The organism is Polaromonas sp. P2_G11, assembly GCF_056403595.1.
Map to the genome: position 1 here is coordinate 408,275 of NZ_JBFUFE010000005.1, position 23,006 is coordinate 431,280.

At 61.1% G+C, this 23,006-nt stretch carries 21 protein-coding genes; 11 read left to right on the forward strand and 10 right to left on the reverse strand.

All coding sequences use genetic code 11. The features are described 5' to 3' along the window. The first annotated feature begins 307 nt into the window (after positions 1–307). The 9 genes from grpE (at position 308) to AC1DWQ_RS19385 (ending at position 11,478) form a co-directional block, all read left to right on the forward strand. Positions 308–868, forward strand: a complete 561-nt coding sequence (gene grpE / locus AC1DWQ_RS19345) for a nucleotide exchange factor GrpE (protein ID WP_477671069.1) — start codon at positions 308–310, stop codon at positions 866–868. Between the two features lie 164 nt (positions 869–1,032). Continuing rightward, on the forward strand, positions 1,033–2,976 hold the full coding sequence (dnaK, locus tag AC1DWQ_RS19350) for a molecular chaperone DnaK (RefSeq protein ID WP_477671070.1): 1,944 nt from the start codon (positions 1,033–1,035) through the stop codon (positions 2,974–2,976). Positions 2,977–3,134: 158 nt separating this feature from the next. Beyond that, a complete protein-coding gene (dnaJ, locus tag AC1DWQ_RS19355; RefSeq protein ID WP_477671071.1) occupies positions 3,135–4,280 on the forward strand; it encodes a molecular chaperone DnaJ in 1,146 nt (381 codons plus the stop codon). Between the two features lie 120 nt (positions 4,281–4,400). Continuing rightward, the gene (locus AC1DWQ_RS19360) at positions 4,401–5,618 is read left to right on the forward strand and encodes a glycerophosphodiester phosphodiesterase (protein ID WP_477671072.1); all 1,218 of its coding nucleotides are present in this window, start codon (positions 4,401–4,403) and stop codon (positions 5,616–5,618) included. Between the two features lie 316 nt (positions 5,619–5,934). Then, positions 5,935–7,041 (forward strand): S-(hydroxymethyl)glutathione dehydrogenase/class III alcohol dehydrogenase, encoded by a 1,107-nt coding sequence (locus AC1DWQ_RS19365; RefSeq protein ID WP_477671073.1) that lies wholly within the window; start codon positions 5,935–5,937, stop codon positions 7,039–7,041. A gap of 108 nt (positions 7,042–7,149) precedes the next feature. Continuing rightward, positions 7,150–8,022 carry an S-formylglutathione hydrolase gene (gene fghA / locus AC1DWQ_RS19370; RefSeq protein WP_477671074.1) on the forward strand — a complete coding sequence of 291 codons (873 nt, stop codon included), beginning with the start codon at positions 7,150–7,152 and terminating at the stop codon, positions 8,020–8,022. 60 nt (positions 8,023–8,082) lie between these two features. Next, complete coding sequence (locus AC1DWQ_RS19375) at positions 8,083–9,777, forward strand: phosphoethanolamine transferase (RefSeq protein WP_477671075.1); 1,695 nt, start codon at positions 8,083–8,085, stop codon at positions 9,775–9,777. A 131-nt stretch (positions 9,778–9,908) separates the two neighbouring features. Then, positions 9,909–10,703, forward strand: a complete 795-nt coding sequence (locus AC1DWQ_RS19380; RefSeq protein ID WP_477671076.1) for a transporter substrate-binding domain-containing protein — start codon at positions 9,909–9,911, stop codon at positions 10,701–10,703. Between the two features lie 106 nt (positions 10,704–10,809). Then, entirely contained in the window at positions 10,810–11,478 is a 669-nt protein-coding gene (locus tag AC1DWQ_RS19385) for an amino acid ABC transporter permease (protein ID WP_477646787.1), read from the forward strand. A 20-nt stretch (positions 11,479–11,498) separates the two neighbouring features. Here AC1DWQ_RS19385 and AC1DWQ_RS19390 read toward each other — a convergent pair whose 3' ends face one another. Together AC1DWQ_RS19390 and AC1DWQ_RS19395 are read right to left on the reverse strand one after the other, a co-directional pair. After that, a complete protein-coding gene (locus AC1DWQ_RS19390; RefSeq protein ID WP_477671077.1) occupies positions 11,499–11,939 on the reverse strand; it encodes a GNAT family N-acetyltransferase in 441 nt (146 codons plus the stop codon). Positions 11,940–12,028: 89 nt separating this feature from the next. Beyond that, positions 12,029–13,126: a PA0069 family radical SAM protein gene (locus AC1DWQ_RS19395; protein WP_477671078.1), complete on the reverse strand. Its 1,098-nt coding sequence runs from the start codon at positions 13,124–13,126 to the stop codon at positions 12,029–12,031. A gap of 147 nt (positions 13,127–13,273) precedes the next feature. Between AC1DWQ_RS19395 and AC1DWQ_RS19400 the strand changes: the two genes are divergently transcribed. Both AC1DWQ_RS19400 and AC1DWQ_RS19405 read left to right on the forward strand, forming a co-directional pair. Beyond that, positions 13,274–13,540 carry a hypothetical protein gene (locus AC1DWQ_RS19400; RefSeq protein WP_477671079.1) on the forward strand — a complete coding sequence of 89 codons (267 nt, stop codon included), beginning with the start codon at positions 13,274–13,276 and terminating at the stop codon, positions 13,538–13,540. A gap of 71 nt (positions 13,541–13,611) precedes the next feature. Further along, complete coding sequence (locus AC1DWQ_RS19405; protein WP_477671080.1) at positions 13,612–13,959, forward strand: DOPA 4,5-dioxygenase family protein; 348 nt, start codon at positions 13,612–13,614, stop codon at positions 13,957–13,959. 71 nt (positions 13,960–14,030) lie between these two features. On the opposite strand, the gene AC1DWQ_RS19410 is transcribed toward AC1DWQ_RS19405, so the two are convergent. The 8 genes from AC1DWQ_RS19410 to AC1DWQ_RS19445 form a co-directional block, all read right to left on the reverse strand. Next, entirely contained in the window at positions 14,031–15,146 is a 1,116-nt protein-coding gene (locus AC1DWQ_RS19410) for an acyltransferase family protein (RefSeq protein ID WP_477671081.1), read from the reverse strand. A gap of 44 nt (positions 15,147–15,190) precedes the next feature. Next, complete coding sequence (locus AC1DWQ_RS19415) at positions 15,191–16,153, reverse strand: NAD(P)H-dependent flavin oxidoreductase (protein WP_477671082.1); 963 nt, start codon at positions 16,151–16,153, stop codon at positions 15,191–15,193. Positions 16,154–16,250: 97 nt separating this feature from the next. Further along, positions 16,251–18,041: an acyl-CoA dehydrogenase gene (locus AC1DWQ_RS19420; protein WP_477671083.1), complete on the reverse strand. Its 1,791-nt coding sequence runs from the start codon at positions 18,039–18,041 to the stop codon at positions 16,251–16,253. 124 nt (positions 18,042–18,165) lie between these two features. After that, positions 18,166–18,780, reverse strand: a complete 615-nt coding sequence (locus tag AC1DWQ_RS19425; protein WP_477671084.1) for a hypothetical protein — start codon at positions 18,778–18,780, stop codon at positions 18,166–18,168. A gap of 55 nt (positions 18,781–18,835) precedes the next feature. Continuing rightward, positions 18,836–19,768: an electron transfer flavoprotein subunit alpha/FixB family protein gene (locus AC1DWQ_RS19430; RefSeq protein ID WP_477671085.1), complete on the reverse strand. Its 933-nt coding sequence runs from the start codon at positions 19,766–19,768 to the stop codon at positions 18,836–18,838. Positions 19,769–19,779: 11 nt separating this feature from the next. Then, positions 19,780–20,529, reverse strand: coding sequence for an electron transfer flavoprotein subunit beta/FixA family protein (locus AC1DWQ_RS19435; RefSeq protein WP_436155153.1), 750 nt, complete (start codon positions 20,527–20,529; stop codon positions 19,780–19,782). Between the two features lie 326 nt (positions 20,530–20,855). After that, positions 20,856–22,214, reverse strand: coding sequence for a mechanosensitive ion channel family protein (locus AC1DWQ_RS19440; RefSeq protein WP_477671086.1), 1,359 nt, complete (start codon positions 22,212–22,214; stop codon positions 20,856–20,858). Next, complete coding sequence (locus tag AC1DWQ_RS19445; RefSeq protein WP_477671087.1) at positions 22,193–22,999, reverse strand: enoyl-CoA hydratase; 807 nt, start codon at positions 22,997–22,999, stop codon at positions 22,193–22,195. Before AC1DWQ_RS19445 ends, AC1DWQ_RS19440 begins: the two co-directional genes overlap by 22 nt. Positions 23,000–23,006 lie beyond the last annotated feature (7 nt).

The following is a 23,006-nucleotide window of genomic DNA, read 5'->3' on the forward strand; positions in this document are numbered from 1 at the left end:
GAATGCGCGCCGATAGCTATCAATAACATAGCATCAGGCCTGCACCCGGCACCATCCCATGGACTGCCAGAACCTGCCTCACCGGCCGGGGAACGGGTGGCCAGCCACTACAATTCAGGCCACGAACCAGTTTCTGCGGCTGGGGCACACCGGTCCGCACAGGAACGGCAGGGCCCCAACCGTGCTGGACCCCTCAGGCCGCGCACCCGCAGCCAAACTATCTGGACCAAAAACGAAGCCCCTGTCTTGAAAAGGGCTTTGCCATCCCCAGCTGGAAACATTACCAGCTTCAACCCTGTTTTCGAGCATGTCTGACAATACACAACCCGAACAAAATCAACCACTTAGCGGTGAGCCCAGTCCTGAAGAACTGGAAGCGGCGCAGGCCGCCAACGAGTTTGATGCGCTGACCGTCGCACAAGCCGAAGTCGCGACGCTGCAGGCCAAGAACACCGAGCTGGCCGACAGCTACCTGCGCGCCAAGGCCGAGACCGAAAACGCCCGCCGCCGCGCGGACGAAGAAGTCGCCAAGGCCCGCAAATACGCACTGGAAAGCTTTGCCGAAAGCCTGCTGCCCGTGGCAGACAGCCTGGAAGCCGGCCTGGCCATCAAGGACGTTACGCCGGAGCAGATCCGCGAAGGCGCCGAGGCCACACTCAAGCAGCTGAAAAGTGCGCTCGAGCGCAACAAGGTAGTCGCCATCGACCCCGCGCCCGGCACCAAATTCGACCCGACCCAACACCAGGCGATCAGCATGGTGCCGGCCGACCAGGAAGCCAACACCGTGGTCAACGTGCTGCAAAAAGGCTACCTGATCGCCGAGCGCGTGCTGCGCCCCGCCTTGGTCACGGTGGCAGCTCCCAAGTAAAAAACTCTTAAAAAACCTTGAAAACATTGTTGAAGCCCTTGAAGCCACACAACTTACCCACAAGTTATCAACATAGTTAATCCATACCGCGGCCAGCGGCACTGAACGCCCCGGCCACCCCACCTTCAATCTTTAACGAATCAAAAAAGCAGGAGTAAATCATCATGGGAAGAATCATCGGCATTGACCTCGGCACTACCAACAGCTGCGTGTCCGTCATGGAGGGCAACACCCCCCGCGTGATCGAGAACTCGGAAGGCGTGCGCACCACCCCTTCCATCGTCGCCTACCAGGAAGACGGCGAAGTGCTGGTCGGTGCATCGGCCAAGCGCCAGGCCGTGACCAACCCCAAGAACACCCTGTACGCTGTCAAGCGTTTGATCGGCCGCAAGTTCACCGAAAAAGAAGTCCAGAAAGACATCGCACTGATGCCTTATTCCATCGTGGCTGCCGACAACGGCGACGCCTGGGTGGAAGTGCGCGGCAAGAAGCTGTCGGCCCAGCAAGTGTCTGCCGACATCCTGCGCAAAATGAAGAAAACCGCCGAAGACTACCTCGGCGAGCCGGTCACCGAAGCCGTGATCACCGTGCCTGCCTATTTCAATGACGCACAGCGCCAGGCCACCAAAGACGCCGGCCGCATCGCCGGCCTCGACGTGAAACGCATCATCAACGAACCCACCGCAGCGGCTCTCGCCTTCGGCCTGGACAAGCAGGAAAAGGGCGACCGCAAGATCGCTGTGTATGACCTGGGCGGCGGCACTTTCGACATCTCCATCATCGAGATCGCCGATGTCGACGGTGAGAAGCAGTTTGAAGTACTCTCCACCAACGGCGACACCTTCCTGGGCGGCGAAGACTTCGACCAGCGCGTCATCGACTACATCGTGGCCGAGTTCAAGAAAGACAGCGGCATCGACCTGTCGAAAGACGTGGTGGCCCTGCAGCGTCTGAAAGACTCGGCTGAAAAGGCCAAGATCGAACTGTCCAACAGCCCGGCCACCGAAGTCAACATTCCCTACATTGCGCACGACCCCGCCACCGGCCCCAAGCACTTGCTGGTCAAGCTGACCCGCGCCAAGCTCGAAAGCCTGGTCGACGAACTCATCGAGCGCACGATTGCACCTTGCCGCATCGCCATGAAGGATGCCGGCGTCAGCGCGGCTGACATCCATGACGTGATTCTGGTCGGCGGCCAGACCCGCATGCCCAAGGTGCAGGAAAAGGTCAAGGAGCTCTTCGGCAAGGAACCCCGCAAGGACGTGAACCCCGACGAAGCCGTTGCCGTAGGCGCAGCGATTCAGGGCCAGGTCCTCTCCGGCGACCGCACCGACGTGCTGCTGCTCGACGTGACCCCGCTGTCCCTCGGTATCGAAACCATGGGCGGCGTGATGACCAAGATGATCAAGAAGAACACGACCATCCCGACCAAGTTTGCACAGACCTTCTCGACCGCTGAAGACAACCAGCCGGCCGTGACGATCAAGGTGTTCCAGGGCGAACGCGAAATCGCTTCGGGCAACAAGGGCCTGGGCGAGTTCAACCTCGAGGGCATTCCGCCGGCAGCGCGCGGCACGCCGCAGATCGAAGTGTCCTTCGACATCGACGCCAACGGCATCCTGCACGTCGGCGCCAAAGACAAGGGCACCGGCAAGGAAAACAAGATCACCATCAAGGCCAACTCCGGTTTGTCTGAAGCTGAAATCCAGCAGATGGTGAAAGACGCCGAGCTGAACGCCGAAGAAGACAAGAAAAAAGTCGAGTTCGTCACCGCCAAGAACAACGCCGAAGCCATGGTGCACAGCGTGAAGAAATCGCTGGGTGAATACGGCGACAAGCTCGAAGCCGGCGAGAAGGAAAAGATTGAAGCCGCCATCAAGGACATGGAAGAAGCGCTCACTGGCGACGACAAGGCCGCCATCGACGCCAAGAACACGGCCCTGATGGAAGCCAGCCAGAAGCTCGGCGAAAAAATGTACGCCGACATGCAGGCATCGCAGGCGGCAGCCGGTGGTGACGCAGGCGCAGCGGGCGCCGCCCAGGCTGAAGCCAAACCGGTCGACGACAATGTCGTGGACGCTGAAGTCAAGGAAGTCAAAAAGGGCTAAGCGCTTTTTTACAAAGCACCCCTGCATTGGCGCGATAACTGCATGCAAAAGCAGACGGCAAAGGCAGCCAGCAAAGGCGGAAAACCGGGAGCAATCCAGGATTTCCGCTTTTGCGTTTCCCGCTGACCCTCACAATAACGATTCCTGACTGACCTGCCATGGCCACCAAAAAAGACTATTACGACACGCTGGGCGTTGCAAAAAACGCCAGCGATGAAGACATCAAGAAGGCATATCGCAAGCTTGCGATGAAGCACCACCCCGACCGCAACCAGGGGGATGCGTCCAAGGTTGCCGAAGAAAAATTCAAGGAGGCCAAAGAGGCCTACGAGATGCTTTCCGACGATCAAAAGCGCGCGGCCTACGACCAGTACGGCCATGCCGGCGTAGACCCCAACATGCGCGGCGGCCCGGGTGCGGAAGGTTTTGGCGGTTTTGCCGAAGCTTTCGGCGACATCTTCGGCGACGTGTTCGGCGGCCAGCGCGGCGGGGCACAACGTGGCGGCGGCCGGCAGGTTTACCGTGGCGGCGACTTGAGCTACGCCATGGAAATCACGCTCGAAGAAGCCGCTAACGGCAAGGACGCACAGATTCGCATTCCCAGCTGGGACGACTGCAATACCTGCCACGGCAGCGGCGCCAAGCCCGGCACCAAAGTGGTGACCTGCACCACCTGCCATGGCCACGGCGTGGTGCAGATGCGCCAGGGTTTCTTCAGCGTGCAGCAAACCTGCCCGCAGTGCAAAGGCACGGGAAAGCTGATTCCCGAGCCTTGCGTGACCTGCCACGGCGTGGGCAAGACCAAGAACAACAAGACACTCGAAGTCAAGATCCCCGCGGGCATCGACGACGGCATGCGTATCCGCTCGACCGGCAACGGTGAGCCGGGCACCAATGGCGGCCCGCCTGGCGACCTCTATATTGAGATCCGCCTGAAGAAGCACGACATCTTCGAGCGCGACGGCGACGACCTGCACTGCGCCGTGCCCATCAGTTTCACCACCGCCGCACTGGGCGGGGAAATTGAAGTGCCGACACTCGCCGGCAAAGCGGCCATCGACATTCCCGAAGGCACCCAGGCGAGCAAGCAGTTCCGTCTGCGCGGCAAGGGCATCAAGGGCGTGCGCTCCAGTTATCCCGGTGACCTGTATTGCCACATCACAGTAGAAACACCGGTCAAGCTGACCGAGCACCAGCGCAAGCTGCTCAAGGAGCTGGACGAGTCGCTGAAAAAAGGCGGTGCCAAGCATTCACCCAGCGAAGAAGGCTGGGCCGACAAGCTCAAGAGCTTCTTCAGCGCCTGATCGTGCCCCCAGAAAATGCCGGACCTGCTCCGGCATTTTTTATGGCCGGGCGCTACACACTGTCACACGCCTGTCGTGATCAGACACATACGATCAGCCCTTTAACTTCGGGAAACACCCATGACCGTATCGACCCGCCAGGCCGTGAGACAAGGCAGCCTGCTCGCCCTTATTTGCAGCAGCGTACTGCTGACCGCTTGCTCGTCTTCAGGCACGACATCTCAAGCAGGGCTGCCCACCCTTGACGGCAAGGCGCCACTGGTCATCGCCCACCGCGGCGCTTCGGGTTATGTGCCGGAAGAAACGATGGAAGCCTATGTGCGGGCGATCGAACTCGGCGCCGACGTGATCGAGATGGACCTGGTCGTGACCAAGGACGGCGTGCTCGTCACCCGTCACGACCCCAACCTGGCGATCAGCACCGACGTGGCCAAACACCCGGAGTTCGCTTCACGCAAGAAGACCATCCAGGTCGACGGCGAAACGCAGACCGGCTGGTTCAGCAACGACTTCACACTGGCCGAGATTCGCACCTTGGGCGCGATCTCGACCGACGCCGAGCGCCCACAGCAGTTCAACGGCCAGTACAAAATCCCCACCCTTCAGGAGGTGGTGGACCTGGCCAAGGCCCAATCCATCAAGACAGGCCGCACGATTGCGATCTACCCGGAAACCAAGAACCCGACCTACTTCCGGGAACTCGGCCTGCCGATGGAAGACAAGCTGATCGCCATCATCAATGCTGCCGGATGGAACAGCAAGACCGCGCCCATCTACGTGCAGTCGTTTGAACCCGGCAGCCTGAAGTACATGAAGAGCAAGGGCCTCAATACGAAACTGATCCAGCTCGTCGACGGCGACGGCATTGACCCGAAAACCGGCCGTGTCACCTTTGCCGTGCCGAGCGACCGCCCTTACGACTGGACCAAGGCCGGCGACAAACGCCTCTTTGATGCCATGACCACGCCCGCAGGCCTGGCCGAGATCAAGACCTACGCAGACGGCATCGGCCCCTGGAAGCGCTACATCATCAGCACCAAAGGCACCTTCGGCGCCGACGGCAAGCAGGTCGACATCAACCGCGACGGCAAGCTCAACGACGCCGACTCGACCTCGCAGCCAGCCACCAGCTTCGTCGCCGATGCGCACAAAGCAGGCCTGTTCGTTCATCCCTTCACCTTCCGTAACGAGTCGCGCCGCCTGGCCAGCGACTACCAGGGCGATGCCAAGGCCGAATACCTGGCGTTTTACCGCGCAGGCGTTGACGGCGTGTTCACCGACTTCACCGACACTGCCATCGCCGCCCGGACACAGTATCTGAAAGAAGCCGGCCGCTGAGCAAGCCGTTGCGGGTCTCACCCGTTTAACCTCAATGCTATGAAATTAATAGCTGCTTGCGCCTATATTTAATGGGCCAGGCAGCTTTTTTACTTTTAACCCAAGCTGTAAAGGCTGTGCCCCGCAACGCGACAGCATATTCCAGCCATAGGGCCGGTTACACAGCGCCGGAGGCAAGGCCCAGGTTTTCTCAAAATGAAACATCGGGGCCCGTGAAGATAGGGCTTCAGTCGAGATTTGCCGATGGTGACTGGCTTATAGTGACCTACGCACGGAACCTCATCCCCACTCACTTCAAGCGCAAGCCCTACACACCATGAAAACCAAAGCTGCCGTCGCCTGGAAGTCAGGCCAGCCCCTGACGATTGAAACCGTGGACCTGCAAGGCCCGAAGTTCGGCGAGGTGCTCGTCGAGATCAAGGCCACCGGCATTTGCCACACCGACTACTACACGCTCTCGGGCGCCGACCCGGAAGGCATCTTCCCGGCCATCCTCGGCCATGAAGGCGCGGGCATCGTGGTTGACGTCGGCCCCGGCGTGACAACGCTCAAAAAAGGCGACCATGTCATCCCGCTCTACACGCCCGAGTGCCGGCAATGCAAGTTTTGTCTCTCTCGCAAAACCAACCTGTGCCAGCTGATTCGCGGCACGCAGGGCAAGGGTCTGATGCCCGATGCGACCAGCCGCTTCAGCCTGGACGGCAAACCCATCTTTCACTACATGGGCACCAGCACCTTCAGCAACTACACCGTCGCCCCTGAAATTTCGCTGGCCAAGATCCGCGAAGACGCGCCCTTTGACAAGGTCTGCTACATCGGCTGCGGCGTGACCACCGGCATAGGCGCAGTGCTCTTTACCGCCAAGGTGGAAGCCGGCGCCAACGTGGTGGTGTTCGGCCTGGGCGGCATTGGCCTCAATGTGATCCAGGGCGCGAAGATGGTGGGTGCCGACAAGATCATCGGCGTCGACATCAACCCCGCGCGGCAGGAGATGGCCCGCAAGTTCGGCATGACGCATTTCATCAACCCGAAAGAGACCGAGAACGTGGTGGACGCCATCGTGCAACTGACCGATGGCGGCGCCGACTACAGCTTTGAATGCATAGGCAACACCAAGGTGATGCGCCAGGCGCTGGAATGCACGCACAAGGGCTGGGGCCGCAGCATCATCATCGGCGTGGCCGAAGCCGGCGCCGAGATCAGCACCCGGCCCTTCCAGCTCGTCACCGGCCGCAAGTGGGAAGGCTCAGCCTTCGGCGGCGCGCGCGGCCGCACGGATGTGCCCAAGATTGTTGACTGGTACATGGAAGGCAAGATCAATATCGACGACCTGATCACGCACACCATGCCGCTGGAAGACATCAACAAGGGTTTCGATTTAATGAAAAGCGGCGAATCCATTCGTGGTGTTGTCGTCTATTAGCCCCCACGGTCGCTCACTTCGTGTAGCTCCCTGCCCCGCGAGGGGGCCGCTGCGCCTGCGGTCTGGCAAAGCCAGTCCCGCGGCCCCTCCTTGAACAGAAAGACATCCATGACGACACAACTGGAATTGCTCAGCGAACACGGCTGCTTCGGCGGTGTGCAGCGCTTTTACCAGCATGACTCGCGCGAGATTGGCCTGCCGATGAAGTTCTCGGTGTTCCTGCCGCCGCAAGCCATGGCTGGGGAGATGGTGCCGGCGCTGATCTACCTGGCGGGCCTGACCTGTAACGAAGAAACTTTCATGATCAAAGCCGGTGCGCAGCGCGTAGCCACCGAGCTGGGCCTGGCGCTGATAGCGCCTGACACCAGCCCGCGCGGCGCAAAGACTCCGGGTGAGACCGACAGCTGGGATTTCGGCCGCGGCGCGGGCTTTTACCTTGACGCGACACAGGCGCCGTGGTCACAGCACTACCGCATGGAAAGCTACATCACGGGGGAGCTGCTGCCTTTGCTGACGAACACGTTACCGCTGGACACAGGCCGCATCGGCATCTTCGGTCATTCGATGGGCGGTCACGGCGCGTTAACGCTCGCGCTCAGGCATCCGGATCTTTTCACATCGGTCTCGGCGTTTGCACCTATCTGCGCGCCCAGCCAGTGCCCATGGGGCCGCAAGGCGTTTACCGGCTATCTCGGCAGCGATGAATCAAACTGGGTTGAACATGACGCCACCGCCTTGATGAACCTGATGCCCGCAGCGCCCTACCCGGGCGGCATACGCATAGACCAGGGGCTGGACGACAAATTCCTCGCCGAGCAGTTGTACCCCGAGCTCTTTGAAGCCGCCTGCGCCAAGGCGGGCCAGCCGCTGGCGTTGCACCGCCACGCGGGCTATGACCACGGCTACTACTTCATCGCAACCTTCATGGCCGAACACCTGCGGCACCATGCGCAGCAGCTGGGTCTGGCTGTGGCCGCTTGATTGAAGACCGTGAGCAGGCCTTAAGCCTGCATTAAGGCCGCCCCAATACAATCCAGCGCTATGCCGCTGCGCCCTTCCCCTTCCGCATCCTCCACATCGCGGCCCGCCCCCCTGACCACTGTGCGGCAAGACGCCGGCATGCGGCCGTTGTGGCTGGTGGTCATTGCAAGCCTCTGGATTGCCACGGTATGCAATGTGGCCTTGTGGCGCGAGCTGGCCCGCCTGCCCGGCCTTACCGGGGGCCAGGCGGTGGTCATAAGCATCGCCTTGGCGCTGGTGATTGCGCTGGCGACCACCGCGCTGCTCAGCGTGCTGGCCTGGCGCTGGACACTCAAGCCCGCCATCACGGTCTTTCTGCTGTCGGCCGCTTTCGGCGCCTATTTCATGGTGACTTATGGCGTGGTCATCGACAAGACCATGATGATCAACACGCTGCAGACTGATGTGCGCGAAACACGCGACCTGCTGAACTGGCGACTGCTGGCCACGGTGATGGTGCTGGCGGTCCTGCCGATGATCTTTTTGTGGCGGCAGAAGGTCAGACGTGCAGGCGCAGTGCGACAGATGCTCACCAACGCAGCCACGCTGACCGGAGCGTGCGTGCTGCTGGTGTTAGTGGTGTTTTTGTTTTTCCAGAGCATTGCCTCCGTCATGCGCAACTACACGCATGTGCGCTACCTGATCAACCCACTCAACTCCTTCTACGCGCTGGGTTCCATCGCGGCAAAACCGTTCCAGCGTGATGAATCCATCGTGTTGCCCCTGGGTGAAGACGCCAAACTCGGGGCAAGCTATGCAGCGCAAACCAAACCGCCGCTGTTGCTGCTGGTCCTGGGCGAGACGGCGCGCAGCGCCAACTTTTCGCTGAACGGCTACGGCCGGCCCACCAACCCGCTGCTGGCCAAAGAAAACGTCGTGAGCCTGCGCAACGCGTGGTCGTGCGGCACCAGCACTGCGGCTTCTGTGCCCTGCATGTTCTCCAACTTCGGTCGCGAAGGCTATGACTCGCGGCCCGCCAACTACGAAGGCATGCTGGACGTGCTGCAACGCGCGGGCCTGGCCGTGCTGTGGATCGACAACCAGTCGGGCTGCAAAGGCGTGTGTGACCGCGTGCCCAACGTGAACACCATACAGCTCAAAGTACCAGGCCTGTGCGACAGCGGCGAATGTTTTGATGAAGTGATGTTGCACGGCATTGATGAACGCATTGCCGCACTGCCCGCCGAGCGCCGCGCCAAAGGCGTGGTGGTGGTAATGCACCAGATGGGCGGCCACGGCCCGGCATATTACAAGCGTTCGCCGCAAGCCGTCAAAAAATTCCTGCCCGAGTGCACCGACAATGCGCTGCAAAGCTGCAGCCGCGAAGGCCTGCTCAATGCCTATGACAACAGCATCGTCTACACCGACAAATTGCTGGCGTCTTCCATCCAGTGGCTCAAGGCGCAAGAGGCGCGCAGCGCGCCCGCCCTGCTCTACCTGGCCGACCACGGCGAGTCCTTGGGCGAGAACAACCTCTACCTGCACGGCATGCCCTGGGGCATTGCGCCCGAGGTGCAAAAGCGCGTGCCCTGGATCACCTGGCTCTCACCCGAATTTGAGCAGCGCAACAAGCTGACCACCGCGTGCCTCAGGCAACAGCTGGATGCACCGGTGAGCCACGACAACTACTTTCACTCGGTGCTCGGCCTGATGAATGTGCAGACCAGCATCTACAAGCCCGCGCTCGACATCTACGCCCACTGCGCCAAGCCCTGAGTTCACGCGCAGCGTCCGCGAAGCATCCGGATTCGCCGTAGGGCTTTTGCTGCCGCGCATGCACCAAAGTGGTGGCAGATTTAATATTCGATATTCATCTCAATAACAATTCTCTTATGCAAAGGTTGAATATGAATATTCGCAAAGCCGCCGCCTCCACCATCGTCTCCACACTCCTTTTGACGCTCGCACTGAGCGCCAGCGCAGCCGACCTGCTCGACACCGTCAAGCAGCGCGGCACCCTCAAAGTGGCGCTCGAAGGCACCTACCCGCCCTTCAACTACAAGGAAGGCGGCCAGCTCGCCGGCTTTGAAGTGGAACTGGCCAATGCCCTGGCGCAAAAGCTGGGCGTGAAAGCCGAGTTTTCCACCAGCGAATGGAGTGCCATCCTGGCAGGCCTTCAGGCCGGCAAGTACGACGTGGTGATCAACCAGGTGGGCATCACCGACAAGCGCAAGGAGACCTTTGATTTCTCCGAGCCCTACACCATCTCCGCCCCGCAGCTGATCATCCGCAAGGACGAAAAGCGCGAGTTCAAGACGCTGGCCGACCTCAAGGGCAAAAAGCTCGGCCTGGGCCAGGGCACCAACTACGCCGACATCGCCAAAAAAGTGGGCGGCATCGACGTGAAGACCTACCCCGGCGCGCAAGAGTATTTGCAGGATCTGGCACTGGGCCGCATCGACGCCGCGCTCAACGACAGCCTGCTCATCCCCTACATCGTCAAGCAGACCAAGCTGCCTCTCAAGCCCGGTGCGCCCGTGGGTGACCTTGAAAAATCCGGCATTCCTTTTGTGAAGAACAACCCGAAGTTCAAGGCCGCCATCGACAAGGCGCTGGCAGACCTGCAAGCCGACGGCAGCTTCGCGAAGATCTCCACCAAGTGGTTTGACCGCGACGTGAGCAAGCCGCCCGTTGCCAAATAAACGGCACAAGCGAAGTAATATCCGATCAGCCGCGCGCCGCCTTTTCTGGGCCGGCGCCTGAAACAACCCCGGCTCTGCGCCGGGGTTTTTATTTGTGGAGACCTATATGGACCTGACAGGCTTGACCCAGTTGCTGCGCGACGCTTTGCCGCTGATGCTCAAGGGCGCGGCGTGGACGCTGCTGCTGGCGGTGGCGTCTGTTTTCTTCGGCGCCATCATCGGCACCGTGGTAGCCGTCACGCGGCTGGCCAAGGTGCCGGTACTTTCGCAGCTGGCAACGCTGTATGTCAGCTGCATGCGCGGCACGCCGCTGCTGGTGCAGCTCTTCGTCATTTATTTCGGCCTGCCCAGCATCGGCATCCAGTTCGACCCGATCAGCGCGGGCATTCTGGGCCTGAGCCTGAACGTGGGCGCCTACCTGTCGGAAACCATCCGCGGCGCGATCAACGGTGTGGAACACGGCCAATGGAATGCAGCCCGCAGCCTGGGCCTGACGCAAGCGCAAACGCTGCGCTATGTGATCGGCCCGCAGGCCCTGCGCCTGGCAGTGCCCAGCCTGTCGAACAGCCTGATCAGCCTGATCAAGGACACCTCGCTCGTCTCGGTGATTGCCGTGGGCGAGCTGATGCTGGCGACCAAGGAAGTGATTGCCACTACCTTCCAGCCCTTTCCGCTGTACCTGGCGGCTGCGGGTATTTACTGGGCGATGAGTGCCTCGTTTGAAACGCTGCAGAAGAAGCTCGAAGTGCGCCTCAACCGCAGCTATCTGCGCTAGCGAAGCGCCGGGCACCAGAATCAGGTGTCGCTGATCAAACCACTCTGAATCGCCTGCTCGGTATTCGCAAAAATCGCCATCGCGGTCAGCATGCGCCGAAAGCCGAGCTTGCGGTAAAACGGCTCTTTGCCGGCGACCGCGTACAGGATGATTTTTTTGTGGCCACTGGAAAGCTTCACCAGCGCCGCAACCATGTCCTTGCCCATACCTGATCCCTGCCGGTCCGGCGCTACCGCGATGTCGCAGATGTAGGAGCAGTCCCTGCCATCCGCTACCGCACGGCCCGCAGCGATCAGCTTGCCGGCGTCATACACAAAACACTTGAACATGCTGTTGGAGAAAACAATCTGCAGATCCGCAGGCTTCTTGTCGCCCAAGGGGGCAACGCGGTAAAGATTCGACAGCTCTTCCCAGTCCGCGTCGGCCATGCCTTCCGATGAAAACTTCCACTCGAGGGCCAAGATGAACTCCTTTTATTTTCAAACAGCATGAGGCGTGACGCACACCATTTTTGGACTATAGCCCTCGCATCGAACTGACGCATGACCCCTCAGAACAGCCTGCCCTGCCCCTCGGCGCCCGCCGCGTCCGGCGGCCGGAACTGGCTCATGTCCAGCTCAATGCGCTGCCGGTTAAAGCCGATCCGGTTGCAGGCTTTCTCAAAGCGCTGCTTGATGAGCTCGGCCCACAGGCCGTGACCTTTCATGCGCGTGGCGAAGTCGCTGTCGTAGTCCTTGCCGCCGCGCATTTCGTGGATGCGCGCCATGATGCGCGCGGCGCGCTGCGGGTAGTGCAGCTCCAGCCATTCCTTGAAAATGGGCGCCACTTCCCAGGGCAAGCGGATCACGGTGTAGAACGCGCTGCGTGCACCGGCCTCCCAGGCCGCCTCCAGCACATGCTCCATGTCCTCGTTCACAAACGGGATTTGCGGCGCCACGCTCACGCCGACCGGCACGCCGTGCTCTGCCAGCGTGCGGATGGTGCGCAGGCGCCGGTGCGGTGCGGCCGCGCGCGGCTCGAGCTTGCGCGCGAGTTCGCCGTCGAGCGTGGTGATGGTCACGTAGGCGGCGGCCAGCTTGTCAGCGGCCAGCGGCGCCAGCAAGTCGAGGTCGCGCTCCACGCCGCTGGATTTGGTGATCAAAGAGAACGGGTGCCGCACTTCCTGCATCACCTCAATGATGCTGCGCGTCAGTCGCAGCTCGCGCTCGGCGGGCTGGTAGCAGTCGGTGGCCGAGCCGATATTGAGCAGCTTGGGAACATAGCTGCGTTTGCGCAGGTCGGCGCGCAACACCTCGGCAATGTTGCGCTTGGCGATGATCTTCGTTTCAAAATCAAGCCCTGGCGAAAGATTGAGGTAGCTGTGTGTGGGCCGCGCATAACAGTACACACAGCCATGCTCGCAGCCCCGGTAGGGATTGATGCTGTAGTCAAAAAAGATATCGGGCGAATCGTTGCCGACAATCGCGCTGCGGGCGTCTTCCATCGTGACCGTGGTTTCGATCCGGGGCGCCTCGCTGGAGACACCTTCTTCCAGCGTACCCCAGCCGTCGTCCCATGCGTTGCGCACGTCTTTCTCAAACCGGTGCGGCATGCGTGTAGCAGTGCCCCGGCCCTTGATGGCATGGAGGGGAATGACGGCGTCGGACATAGGGCAACAAGATTCGGTGGAAGGTAGCGGTGCCCGGCAGGGCCGCAGAAAAATACTGTATATAAATACAGTATATTCAAACAAAAACCCTTTGGCAAATGTCTGCAGCAGTGCTCGCAATAATGGGTTTAAAGCAGGAGACATCCCATGGCACACGTACTGGCAAAACTCACCGGCGCGCCGCTGGCCGCCGTCAAACAGCAGCTGGAAAAAGATGCGGATGAACATGCGAAGCAAGGCATGTATCTGAAGTATCTCTGGCAAAACGCGGAAGACGCAGCAGAGGTGTTTTTTCTGTTTCAGGTGAAAGACCTGGCACATTGCCAGCAGCGCATGAAGCAGACGCATGCAAAAGTCCGCGAAGAAAACCCCGATGTACCGCTACCGACCCTGACGTTTCTGGAGGATGCCTGAGGCCTCATCCAATGCGTGATGGATACGCCCCTTTTCCATTTTCCCTTCCCTCTCCTCCCTTCCGTTTCACCATGATCCAGCGACCTGAAAACCTTTATGCCCGCTATCACGCCCACGTGTATTTCGGGCCCGGCACCGTTGAGCAGGCACGTGCCCTGTGCGAAAAAGCTGGCGCGCTTTTCGGGATTGCCGTGGGGCGTGTGCATGAACGCGAGGTGGGGCCGCACCCGCGCTGGAGTTGCCAGCTGGCATTTGACCGCGCGGCGTTCGGCAGCGTCATTCCCTGGCTCGAAGAACACCGCGACGGACTGGATGTGTTTGTGCACGGGCTCACCGGCGATGACCTTGCCGACCACACCACGCATGCCTCATGGCTGGGTGAGCCTGCCGTGTTGAAGCTGGAGATGTTCAGGCGGTGAGCCCGGCTCCAGTTGAATGCTATTAATTCAATAGCAAGTTGCGCTCGTCCAGAAAGGCGAGGAGCTGCTTTTTAACGCAAATAAAAGCGACTCAACCAGCGCGGCCGCAAAGGAATCGGTCGCGATTCCACCGACTGGTACAGCACCCAGCCCGCCAGCAGCGACAGCAGGAAGGCCGTCAACAGGCCCAACACGTTTGCCGCAAGCTGCGTGGGCCAGAAATGGCTCACGATGGCATTGACCAGCAGGCACACAGGGAAGTGGATGAGGAACACGGAATAGGACATCTGGCCCAGCTGCACCAGACGGCGCTGCTGCAACCATTGCACCGGCCAGGCCTGCGGCTGCAGCACCGCCAGCCAGGCCAGACCGAAGGCGGTAACGAGCGCCACCACCAGGCGCCCCCGGAAATCAAGCGCCAGGGCCAGCCCACCCATGACCGCCAGGGTCACGAGCCAGAAGCTGCGCCGCGCGCCGAGACGGTTTGCGGCCCAGAAGGCCAGCATCCCCAGGGCATAGGAGCCGCAAAAATAGAGGGCGGTGACATCAAAGGCCGGCAAGCGGTTGAAAAACAGGAGCGAGGCCAAGGCGACCATCAGAATGAGGCTGACGCCGAGCGGGGCCGAAACCGAAGTGGTGTGTGTTGCGTCGCCGTCATGCGGCTGAAACTGGAACCGCCGGGCAAAGGCAAAAATGAGAACCGCCATGGCGTAGAGCTGGAAGTCGATGGCCACGTACCAGACACCAGCAGAAAGCGCGTCCTGCCCGAGCAGGTCCTGCAGCAGCAGGACATGGGCCAGCAGCTGGTGCACCGTGGGAGCATCCGGCACGGAATGGTGCGCGAACCAGGGCCTGACCAGCGCAGCCACCAGCATGCTCACGGCCAGCGCCACAAGATAGGGTTTGACGAGCCGCCAGTAGCGGCGAAAAATCAGGGAGCCAGGTGCACCGAACACGGCCACACCTTGCGGCGCAAGCGAGGCCGCCGCCAGAAAACCACTCACGACGAGGAACACCTGCACGGCCATGCGGCCGTAGTCGTAAAGCCAGTCCATCGGGGCCGGTGCAAACGGGTGCACCACATCCGACATCGGGCCATAAAAGGCCAGGTGATGCAAAACGATCATGACGCAGGCCAGCCCTTTGAGGGCATCCATGCCGGGAAAGCGTCGGGTTGCGGTGGTCAAGGCGGGTGTTTCAGGCGCAGCGCTGCTCTGGGTACCGATGACGCTTAAGCGCAGACCCGCTGGCGTGCCAGCTCGTACTCGCGCCTGAGCTGGTCCACAAAGGCCGCGGCGCTTTGGACCTTGCTGACAGACCCAATGCCCTGCCCGCAGCCCCAGATGTCTTTCCAGGCCTTGGACTTGCTGCCTTCGCCGCCGCCAAAGTTCATGGTCTTGACGTCGCCTTCGGGAAGGTTCTCAGGGTCCATGCCGGCTGCGCGAATCGACGGCGCGAGGTAGTTGCCGTGCACACCGGTGAAGAGGCTGCTGTAAACGATGTCGTCGGAATTTCCGTCAACGATGGCCTGCTTGTAGGCGTCGGCTGCGCGCGCTTCGTCCGTGGCGATGAAGGCCGAACCGATGTAGGCGAAGTCGGCGCCCATGGCCTGCGCGGCCAGCACCGCGCCGCCGGTAGAGATGGCGCCCGACAGCGCCAGGGGGCCGTCAAACCACTGGCGGATTTCCTGGATCAGCGCGAACGGGCTCTTCACGCCTGCGTGGCCGCCCGCACCGGCGGCCACGGCCACCAGGCCGTCGGCGCCCTTTTCAATCGCCTTGCGTGCGAATTTGTTGTTGATGATGTCGTGCAGCACCACGCCGCCGTAGCTGTGGGCGGCAGCGTTGATGTCTTCGCGCGCACCCAGGCTGGTGATGTAGATGGGCACCTTGTACTTCACGCACATTTCCATGTCGTGCTCCAGGCGGTCGTTGGACTTGTGCACGATCTGGTTGATGGCAAAAGGCGCCGCCGGCTTGTCGGGGTTGGCCTTGTTGTGGGCTGCCAGTGCCTCGGTGATCTCGGCCAGCCACTCATCGAGCTGCGATGCAGGCCGTGCGTTGAGCGCGGGCATGGCGCCCACCACGCCGGCTTTGCACTGCGCGATGACCAGCTTGGGATTGCTGATGATGAAGAGCGGCGAACCGATGATGGGCAAAGGCAGCTTGTTCAATGCGCCGGGCAGTCTGGACATGGTGGCTCCGTTATTATTCTGAATTCAAGAAAAACATGCTACAACCCTTTACTGACGGGCGCAAGCAGCTATCAAATAAATAGCAGCGTGTACAGGATCAGAACGCATCCAGCGCCAGCGCCGTGACGCTGTCTGCACCGTCGACAATGCTGTCGCGCACGCCGGGCACCTTGGTCAGCAGGTGGTCAGCATAAAAACGCGCGGTGGTGATCTTGGCCTGCATGAAGGCAACATCAACGCCCTGCGCGATTTGCTCTTGCGCCACCAGCAGCGAACGCGCCATCTGCCAGCCGGCCACCACGTTGCCCGCGAGCATGAGGTAAGGCACGCTGCCGGCAAACACGGCGTTGGGACTGGCTTTGGTGTTGCCGGCCACGAAATCCACCACATCGATGAATGCCAGGCGCGCGGCCTTCAGGCGCTTGGCCACGGCCAGCGCGTCGGCGCTGCCCTGCCTGAGCAATTCGCTTTCGGTTTTTTCGATCTGCGCTGCAATCGCCTTGGCCGTCTGGCCGCCATCGCGCGAAGTCTTGCGGCCAATCAGGTCGTTGGCCTGGATCGCGGTCGTGCCTTCATAGATCGTCAGAATCTTGGCGTCGCGGTAGTACTGGGCCGCGCCGGTTTCTTCAATAAAGCCCATGCCGCCGTGCACCTGCACACCCAGCGAAGTCACTTCCAGGCTCATCTCGGTGCTGTAGCCCTTGACCAGCGGCACCATGAATTCGTAAAACGCCTGGTTCTGTTTGCGCACGTCCGCATCGGGGTGGTGATGCGTTGCGTCGTACGCCGCAGCAGCGACAGAAGCCATGGCGCGACAGCCTTCGATGTAGGCGCGCATGGTCATCAGCATGCGCTTGACGTCCGGGTGATGGATGATGGGCGCGCTGGCCTTGATGGAACCGTCAACCGGTCGGCTTTGCACGCGGTCTTTGGAAAATTCCACAGCTTTCTGGTAGGCGCGTTCGGCAATCGCGATGCCTTGCATGCCGACCGCGTAGCGCGCCGAGTTCATCATGATGAACATGTACTCAAGGCCGCGGTTTTCTTCACCGACGATGTAGCCCACGGCGCCGCCATGGTCGCCGTACTGCAGCACGGCAGTGGGCGATGCTTTGATGCCCATCTTGTGCTCGATGCTCACGCAATGCACGTCGTTGCGCGCGCCCAGGGCGCCGTCTTTGCCGACCATGAACTTGGGCACGACAAAGAGGCTGATGCCCTTGACACCCTCGGGTGCGCCGGTGACGCGCGCCAGCACCAGGTGCACGATGTTCTCGGCCATGTCGTGCTCACCATAGGTGATGAAGATCTTGGTACCGAACACCTTGTACGTGCCGTCGGGCTGCGGCTCGGCTCGGCTGCGCACCATGGCGAGGTCCGAACCAGCTTGCGGCTCGGTCAGGTTCATGGTGCCAGTCCATTGGCCGCTCACCAGCTTTTCAAGATAGACCGCCTTGAGGTCGTCGGAGCCGGCCGTGAGCAGGGCTTCAATGGCGCCGTCGCTGAGCAGCGGGCACAGCGCAAAACTCATGTTGGCGGAGTTGAGCATTTCACCGCAGGCCGCACCTATGGTTTTGGGCAAACCCTGGCCGCCAAAATCAGCCGGGTGCTGCAGGCCTTGCCAGCCGCCTTCGACGTATTGGCGGAAGGCCTCCTTGAAGCCTGGCGTGGTGGTGACTTCGCCGGATTGAAAGCTCGACGGATTGATGTCACCGTCACGGTTGAGCGGAGCCAGCACGCCCTCGTTGAACTTGGCGCATTCCTCGAGCACCGCTTGCGCGGTGTCGAAGCCGGCTTCTTCAAAGCCGGGGATTTGCGCGATCTGTTCGATGTTGGCCAGATGTTTGATGTCAAACAGCATGTCCTTGAGGGGGGCTTTGTATGTCATGTTTTGTCTCCGAAAATTAACTTATTGCGCGGCGAAGGCCATTAAAAGCTGTGCCACAGTGGTCTGCTGGTTTGGCCTGTGCCAGGCGTAGCCGGGGCCGCTTGCCACACGGCCTCTCGCGAATCTAGGGCGAGAAATCACGAACTGGAGGTTCCACCAGTTTTTCGGATTTCCGCACGACATAACCGTTGTCCATCAAGGCATTGAGCCAGCCCGCCGCCATCAAGTCCACATGACCCGAGTCCGGGGCCGAAGCGTAAAACGCATCCTGAAACTCCAGCATGGGCACGAGCTTCTTGCTGTACAGCGTCACGCGGTAGCGGGTAGAACCCCTGCGGGCTTCATGGCCCTGGGAGGTAACGGTAGAGCCCATCGGAACAAACAGCAGCGTGTTGTAACCCTGGCCGGACCATTCGCCCAGCACGCCCCTGATATTGGAACGCTGACCGAACGTACCCGCGTACTTTGCGGGAACACCGTTGAGCTGCATGAACTCTGCGGCATGCCCAACACTTTGGTTCATCAAGCGGTTGTCGAGTACACCCGAGAGCCTGTAGCCTTTGACCAGATCCGGGTTCTGGTTGGCCCACTCGGGGGTCACAAAAATCAGGGCCAAAGACGTCACAGGCTCCTTGATTTCCGACTTGACGCTGACCTGTTCGACTTTGCGGTCAAGCCCCGCGCACGCAGTGAGGAGCAAGCCCGTCAGCATCAAGGCGATGCATGCGCCTCGCCTCATGCCGGATTGGCCGGGTTGCTGCCTGGCTTTCATGTCGCGCTGGCCTGAAACCGCATTACAGTGCGGCAACCAGCTCGGGCACAGCCGTGAACAAGTCAGCTTCCAGGCCGTAATCCGCCACGCTGAAGATCGGCGCTTCCGGGTCCTTGTTGATCGCCACGATGACCTTGCTGTCTTTCATGCCGGCCAGGTGTTGGATCGCACCGGAAATACCGGCGGCGATGTAGAGCTGGGGCGCGACAATCTTGCCGGTCTGGCCCACTTGCCAGTCATTGGGGGCGTAGCCCGCGTCAACCGCTGCGCGCGATGCGCCGAGAGCTGCACCCAGCTTGTCGGCCAGCGGCGTAAGCACTTCGTTGAATTTCTCGCTGGAGCCCATCGCGCGGCCACCGGAGACGATGATCTTGGCAGCCGTCAGCTCGGGGCGGTCGCTCTTGGCGATCTCGGAGCCCAGGAAGGTCGACTTGCCGCTGTCGGCAACGCCCGCGGGCGTTTCGATCGCAGCGGAGCCACCAGTGGCGGCAGCAGCGTCAAAGCCGGTGGTGCGCACGGTGATGACTTTGGTCGCGTCCAGGCTTTGCACGATGGCAATCGCATTGCCGGCGTAGATGGGGCGCTCAAAAGTGTCGGCGGCATCGACCTTGGTGATGTCGGAAATCTGGCCGACGTCCAGCGTCGCGGCCACACGGGGGGCGATGTTCTTGCCCGAGGCAGTGGCGGGAAACAGGATGTGCGAATAGGCGCTGGCGATGGCCAGTACCTGCGCGGCCATGTTCTCGGCCAGGCCATGGGCGAAATGCTCGCCTTCGACGTGGATGACTTTGGCCACGCCGGCAATGGCGGCGGCTGCCTTGGCGGCGGCTTCGGCGCCCTTGCCGGCCACCAGCACGTGCACATCGCCGCCGCACTGGGCGGCAGCCGTTACGGTGTTGAGGGTCGCGGGCTTGATGCTGGCGTTGTCGTGTTCTGCAATAACGAGTGCGGTCATGTCATCAGTCCTTAAATTACTTTGGCTTCGTTCTTGAGCTTGTCCACCAGGGCGGCCACGTCGGCCACCTTGATGCCTGCGCTGCGCTTGGGCGGCTCGCTGACCTTCAGGGTCTTGATGCGCGGCTTGACGTCCACGCCGAGCTCTTCGGGCTTGATGTTGTCGAGCTGCTTTTTCTTGGCCTTCATGATGTTGGGCAAGGTGACGTAGCGCGGCTCATTGAGGCGCAGGTCGGTCGTGATGATGGCCGGCAGCGTGAGCGAGAGGGTTTCCAGGCCGCCGTCGACTTCGCGCGTGACCTTGGCAGTGCCGCCTTCAACTTCAACCTTGGAGGCAAAGGTGGCTTGTGGCCAGCCCAGCAGCGCGGCCAGCATCTGGCCGGTCTGGTTGCAGTCGTCGTCAATGGCCTGTTTGCCGAGGATGACGAGTTGGGGTTGTTCTTTTTCGACCAGGGCCTTGAGCAGCTTGGCGACGGCCAGCGGCTGCAGTTCTTCGGCAGTTTCGACCAGAATGGCGCGATCGGCGCCGATGGCCATGGCGGTGCGCAGGGTTTCCTGGCACTGCAACACGCCGCAGCTCACGGCGATGACCTCGGTCACGACGCCCTTTTCCTTCAGGCGGGTCGCTTCTTCAACGGCGATCTCGTCAAACGGGTTCATGCTCATCTTGACGTTGGCGATGTCGACACCAGTGCCATCGGATTTGACGCGGACTTTGACGTTGTAGTCCACAACGCGTTTGACGGGAACCAAGACCTTCATGAGAGGACTCCAGAGTTGATGGATTGAGTACTGATTGAAATCGAAATGAAATCGGGACTGAATTGACGTTAACGTAAACGTAAGCTCTGCATTCTATGCTGCGGCGCCCCTGATGCGGGCTGCGGAACTGGTTGCCAGAGGGTATCAAGGGGAACCAGGCAGAAAAAGAACGATCGTTCTATTTTTCATTATAGAGGGCCGGACACACGGAATTAGAGCATCCTGCCCAACCCTTGGCCTGCAGGTGTCTTTCAGGCGTCAACTGCCGATGCGGCGACAGGTGACGGAACAGGGAAAAGACGCGCTGCAGGCCGTTTGTGGGCTGCTCAGGAAGGCTTGGCACCGGTAGCGCCCTTCTCGCCCTCCGCGCTTTTTGCATTCTCCGAAATGCTCACGCGGGTATGCACCACACGCTGCGGGTACGGAATTTCGATGCCGTGCGAACGCAGCGACTCCAGGACGGCGAGGTTGACACGCGAGCGCAGGTTCTGCTGGCCGTTTTCGGGATCAACCATCCAGTAGTTGAGCGTGAACTCGAGCCCGTCGACGCCAAAGTGGGTCAGATTGACGCTGGGGCCAGGGTCGCGCAGCACACGGTCCTGCTTGAGCGCGGCTTCACTGAGCAGGCCCATCACCAGCTCGACGTCGCTGTCATAGCTCACCGACACCACGGTGGACTGCAGCACCTGCGTATCGCTGAGCGAGAGGTTTTCAACACGGCTGCTGATGAACATCTCGTTGGGCACGATGGATTCGCGCCCGGACGGTGCACGCACCACGGTGTAGCGCGCATTGATATCGGTAATGCGCCCTTCAAAGGTGTCCACCCGCACGTTGTCACCGATGCGCACACTGCGCTCGGCCAGCATGACAAAGCCGCTCACGTAGTTGGCCGCCAGCTTCTGCAGGCCAAAGCCCACACCCACGCCTACCGCGCCGCCCAGCACCGACAACGCCCTGAGGTCAATGCCCACCGACGACAGCGCCAGCATCAGGCCGACAAACATCAGCATGGCACGCACCGCATTGCTGACAGCCTTGCGCAGGGAGAGCTCGTTGCCGGTGGCCGAACGCAGCAGGCGCGCCTCGATGGCCGAAGATATCCACAAGGTGATCAGCAGCACCACACCGGCTGTCACCGCGCCTTCAAGCATGGTGCGCACCGACAACGTCGAGTTGCCGACCTTCCACTTGATGTCGTCGAGCTCGTCAAGTATCACAGGCAAGAAGCCGCTGACCCACAGCACCATGGCGATCCAGGCCAGCCAGGAGATGGTGCGCTCCAGGGCCCGCACCAGCGGTGCGTCCTTGAAGGCCACCTGCAGCACCTTGACCCCCAGGCGGATCACCGCCAGCGACAGCAGCACGGGAATGGCTACCTTGAATACCGCCAACGGAAAGGTCCTCGCCAAAAGGACCTGCACCGCATTGGCAAAGAAAAGCAGCAGCAGCGGAAACAGCACGCCGTCAATCACGCGCCGCCCGAAAAGGATGGAAGTCCCATCGACCGCCATACGTGCGCGGCCCGCCATGCGCACCACCAGCCAGGCCAGCAACGCGCAGGAAATCAGCGCGGCCAGCTCCGTGAGGGCGGTAGGCTGGGCCAGTGCCGCAAACCAGTCATCCAGCGCATCAATGCGGACGGGAGGAGCAGAACGGGTCGTCAGGGCGCCGGCGCTGGCCATTGGGGTTTCCTTTTTTCGATGAAGGCCTGCACACCTTCCTGTGCCGTGGCATGGGCCATGTTGCAGGCCATGGACTGGCCCGCCAATTGGTAGGCGGCCTCGATGCCGGTTTCACGTTGCTGGTAAAAAAGCTCCTTGCCCATGGCGAGTGCTTCGCGCGGTTTGGACAGGAGCGACTGCAAGAGTTTTTCGACTTCGGCGTCCAGCGAATCCAGCGGCACGACACGGTTGACCAGCCCGCGCACGCGCGCTTCGTCGGCCGTGATGAAGTCTCCCGTCATCAGCATTTCCATGGCCTGCTTGGCGGGCATGTTGCGCACCAGCGGCACGCTGGGCGTGGCGCAAAAGAGGCCCACATCGATGCCATTCACGCCAAAAGTCGCATTGCTGGAGGCCACCGCCAGATCACATTGGGCCACCAGCTGGCACCCGGCCGCGGTGGCCAGGCCCTGCACTTGCGCAATCACCGGTACCGGCAGCCTCTGGATGCTGAGCATCATGCGTGTGCACTGCGCAAAGAGTTTCTGGTAATAGGCCAGCTCAGGCCGGGCCCGCATGTCCTTGAGGTTGTGGCCGGCACAAAAAGCCTTGCCCTCGGCGGAGATGACCACCGCTCGCGCCGAGCTGTCGGCCGCGATCGAATCCAGCGCAGCCTGCAATGCAGACAGCACGTCTTCACTGAGCGTATTAAAAGTGGCCGCCCGGTTCAGCACCAGGCGGTGGACACCGCGCGCGTCATGCGTGTGAAGCACGGGAGCCGAAAGCTCAGCAGATACGGCACTCATGAATGCC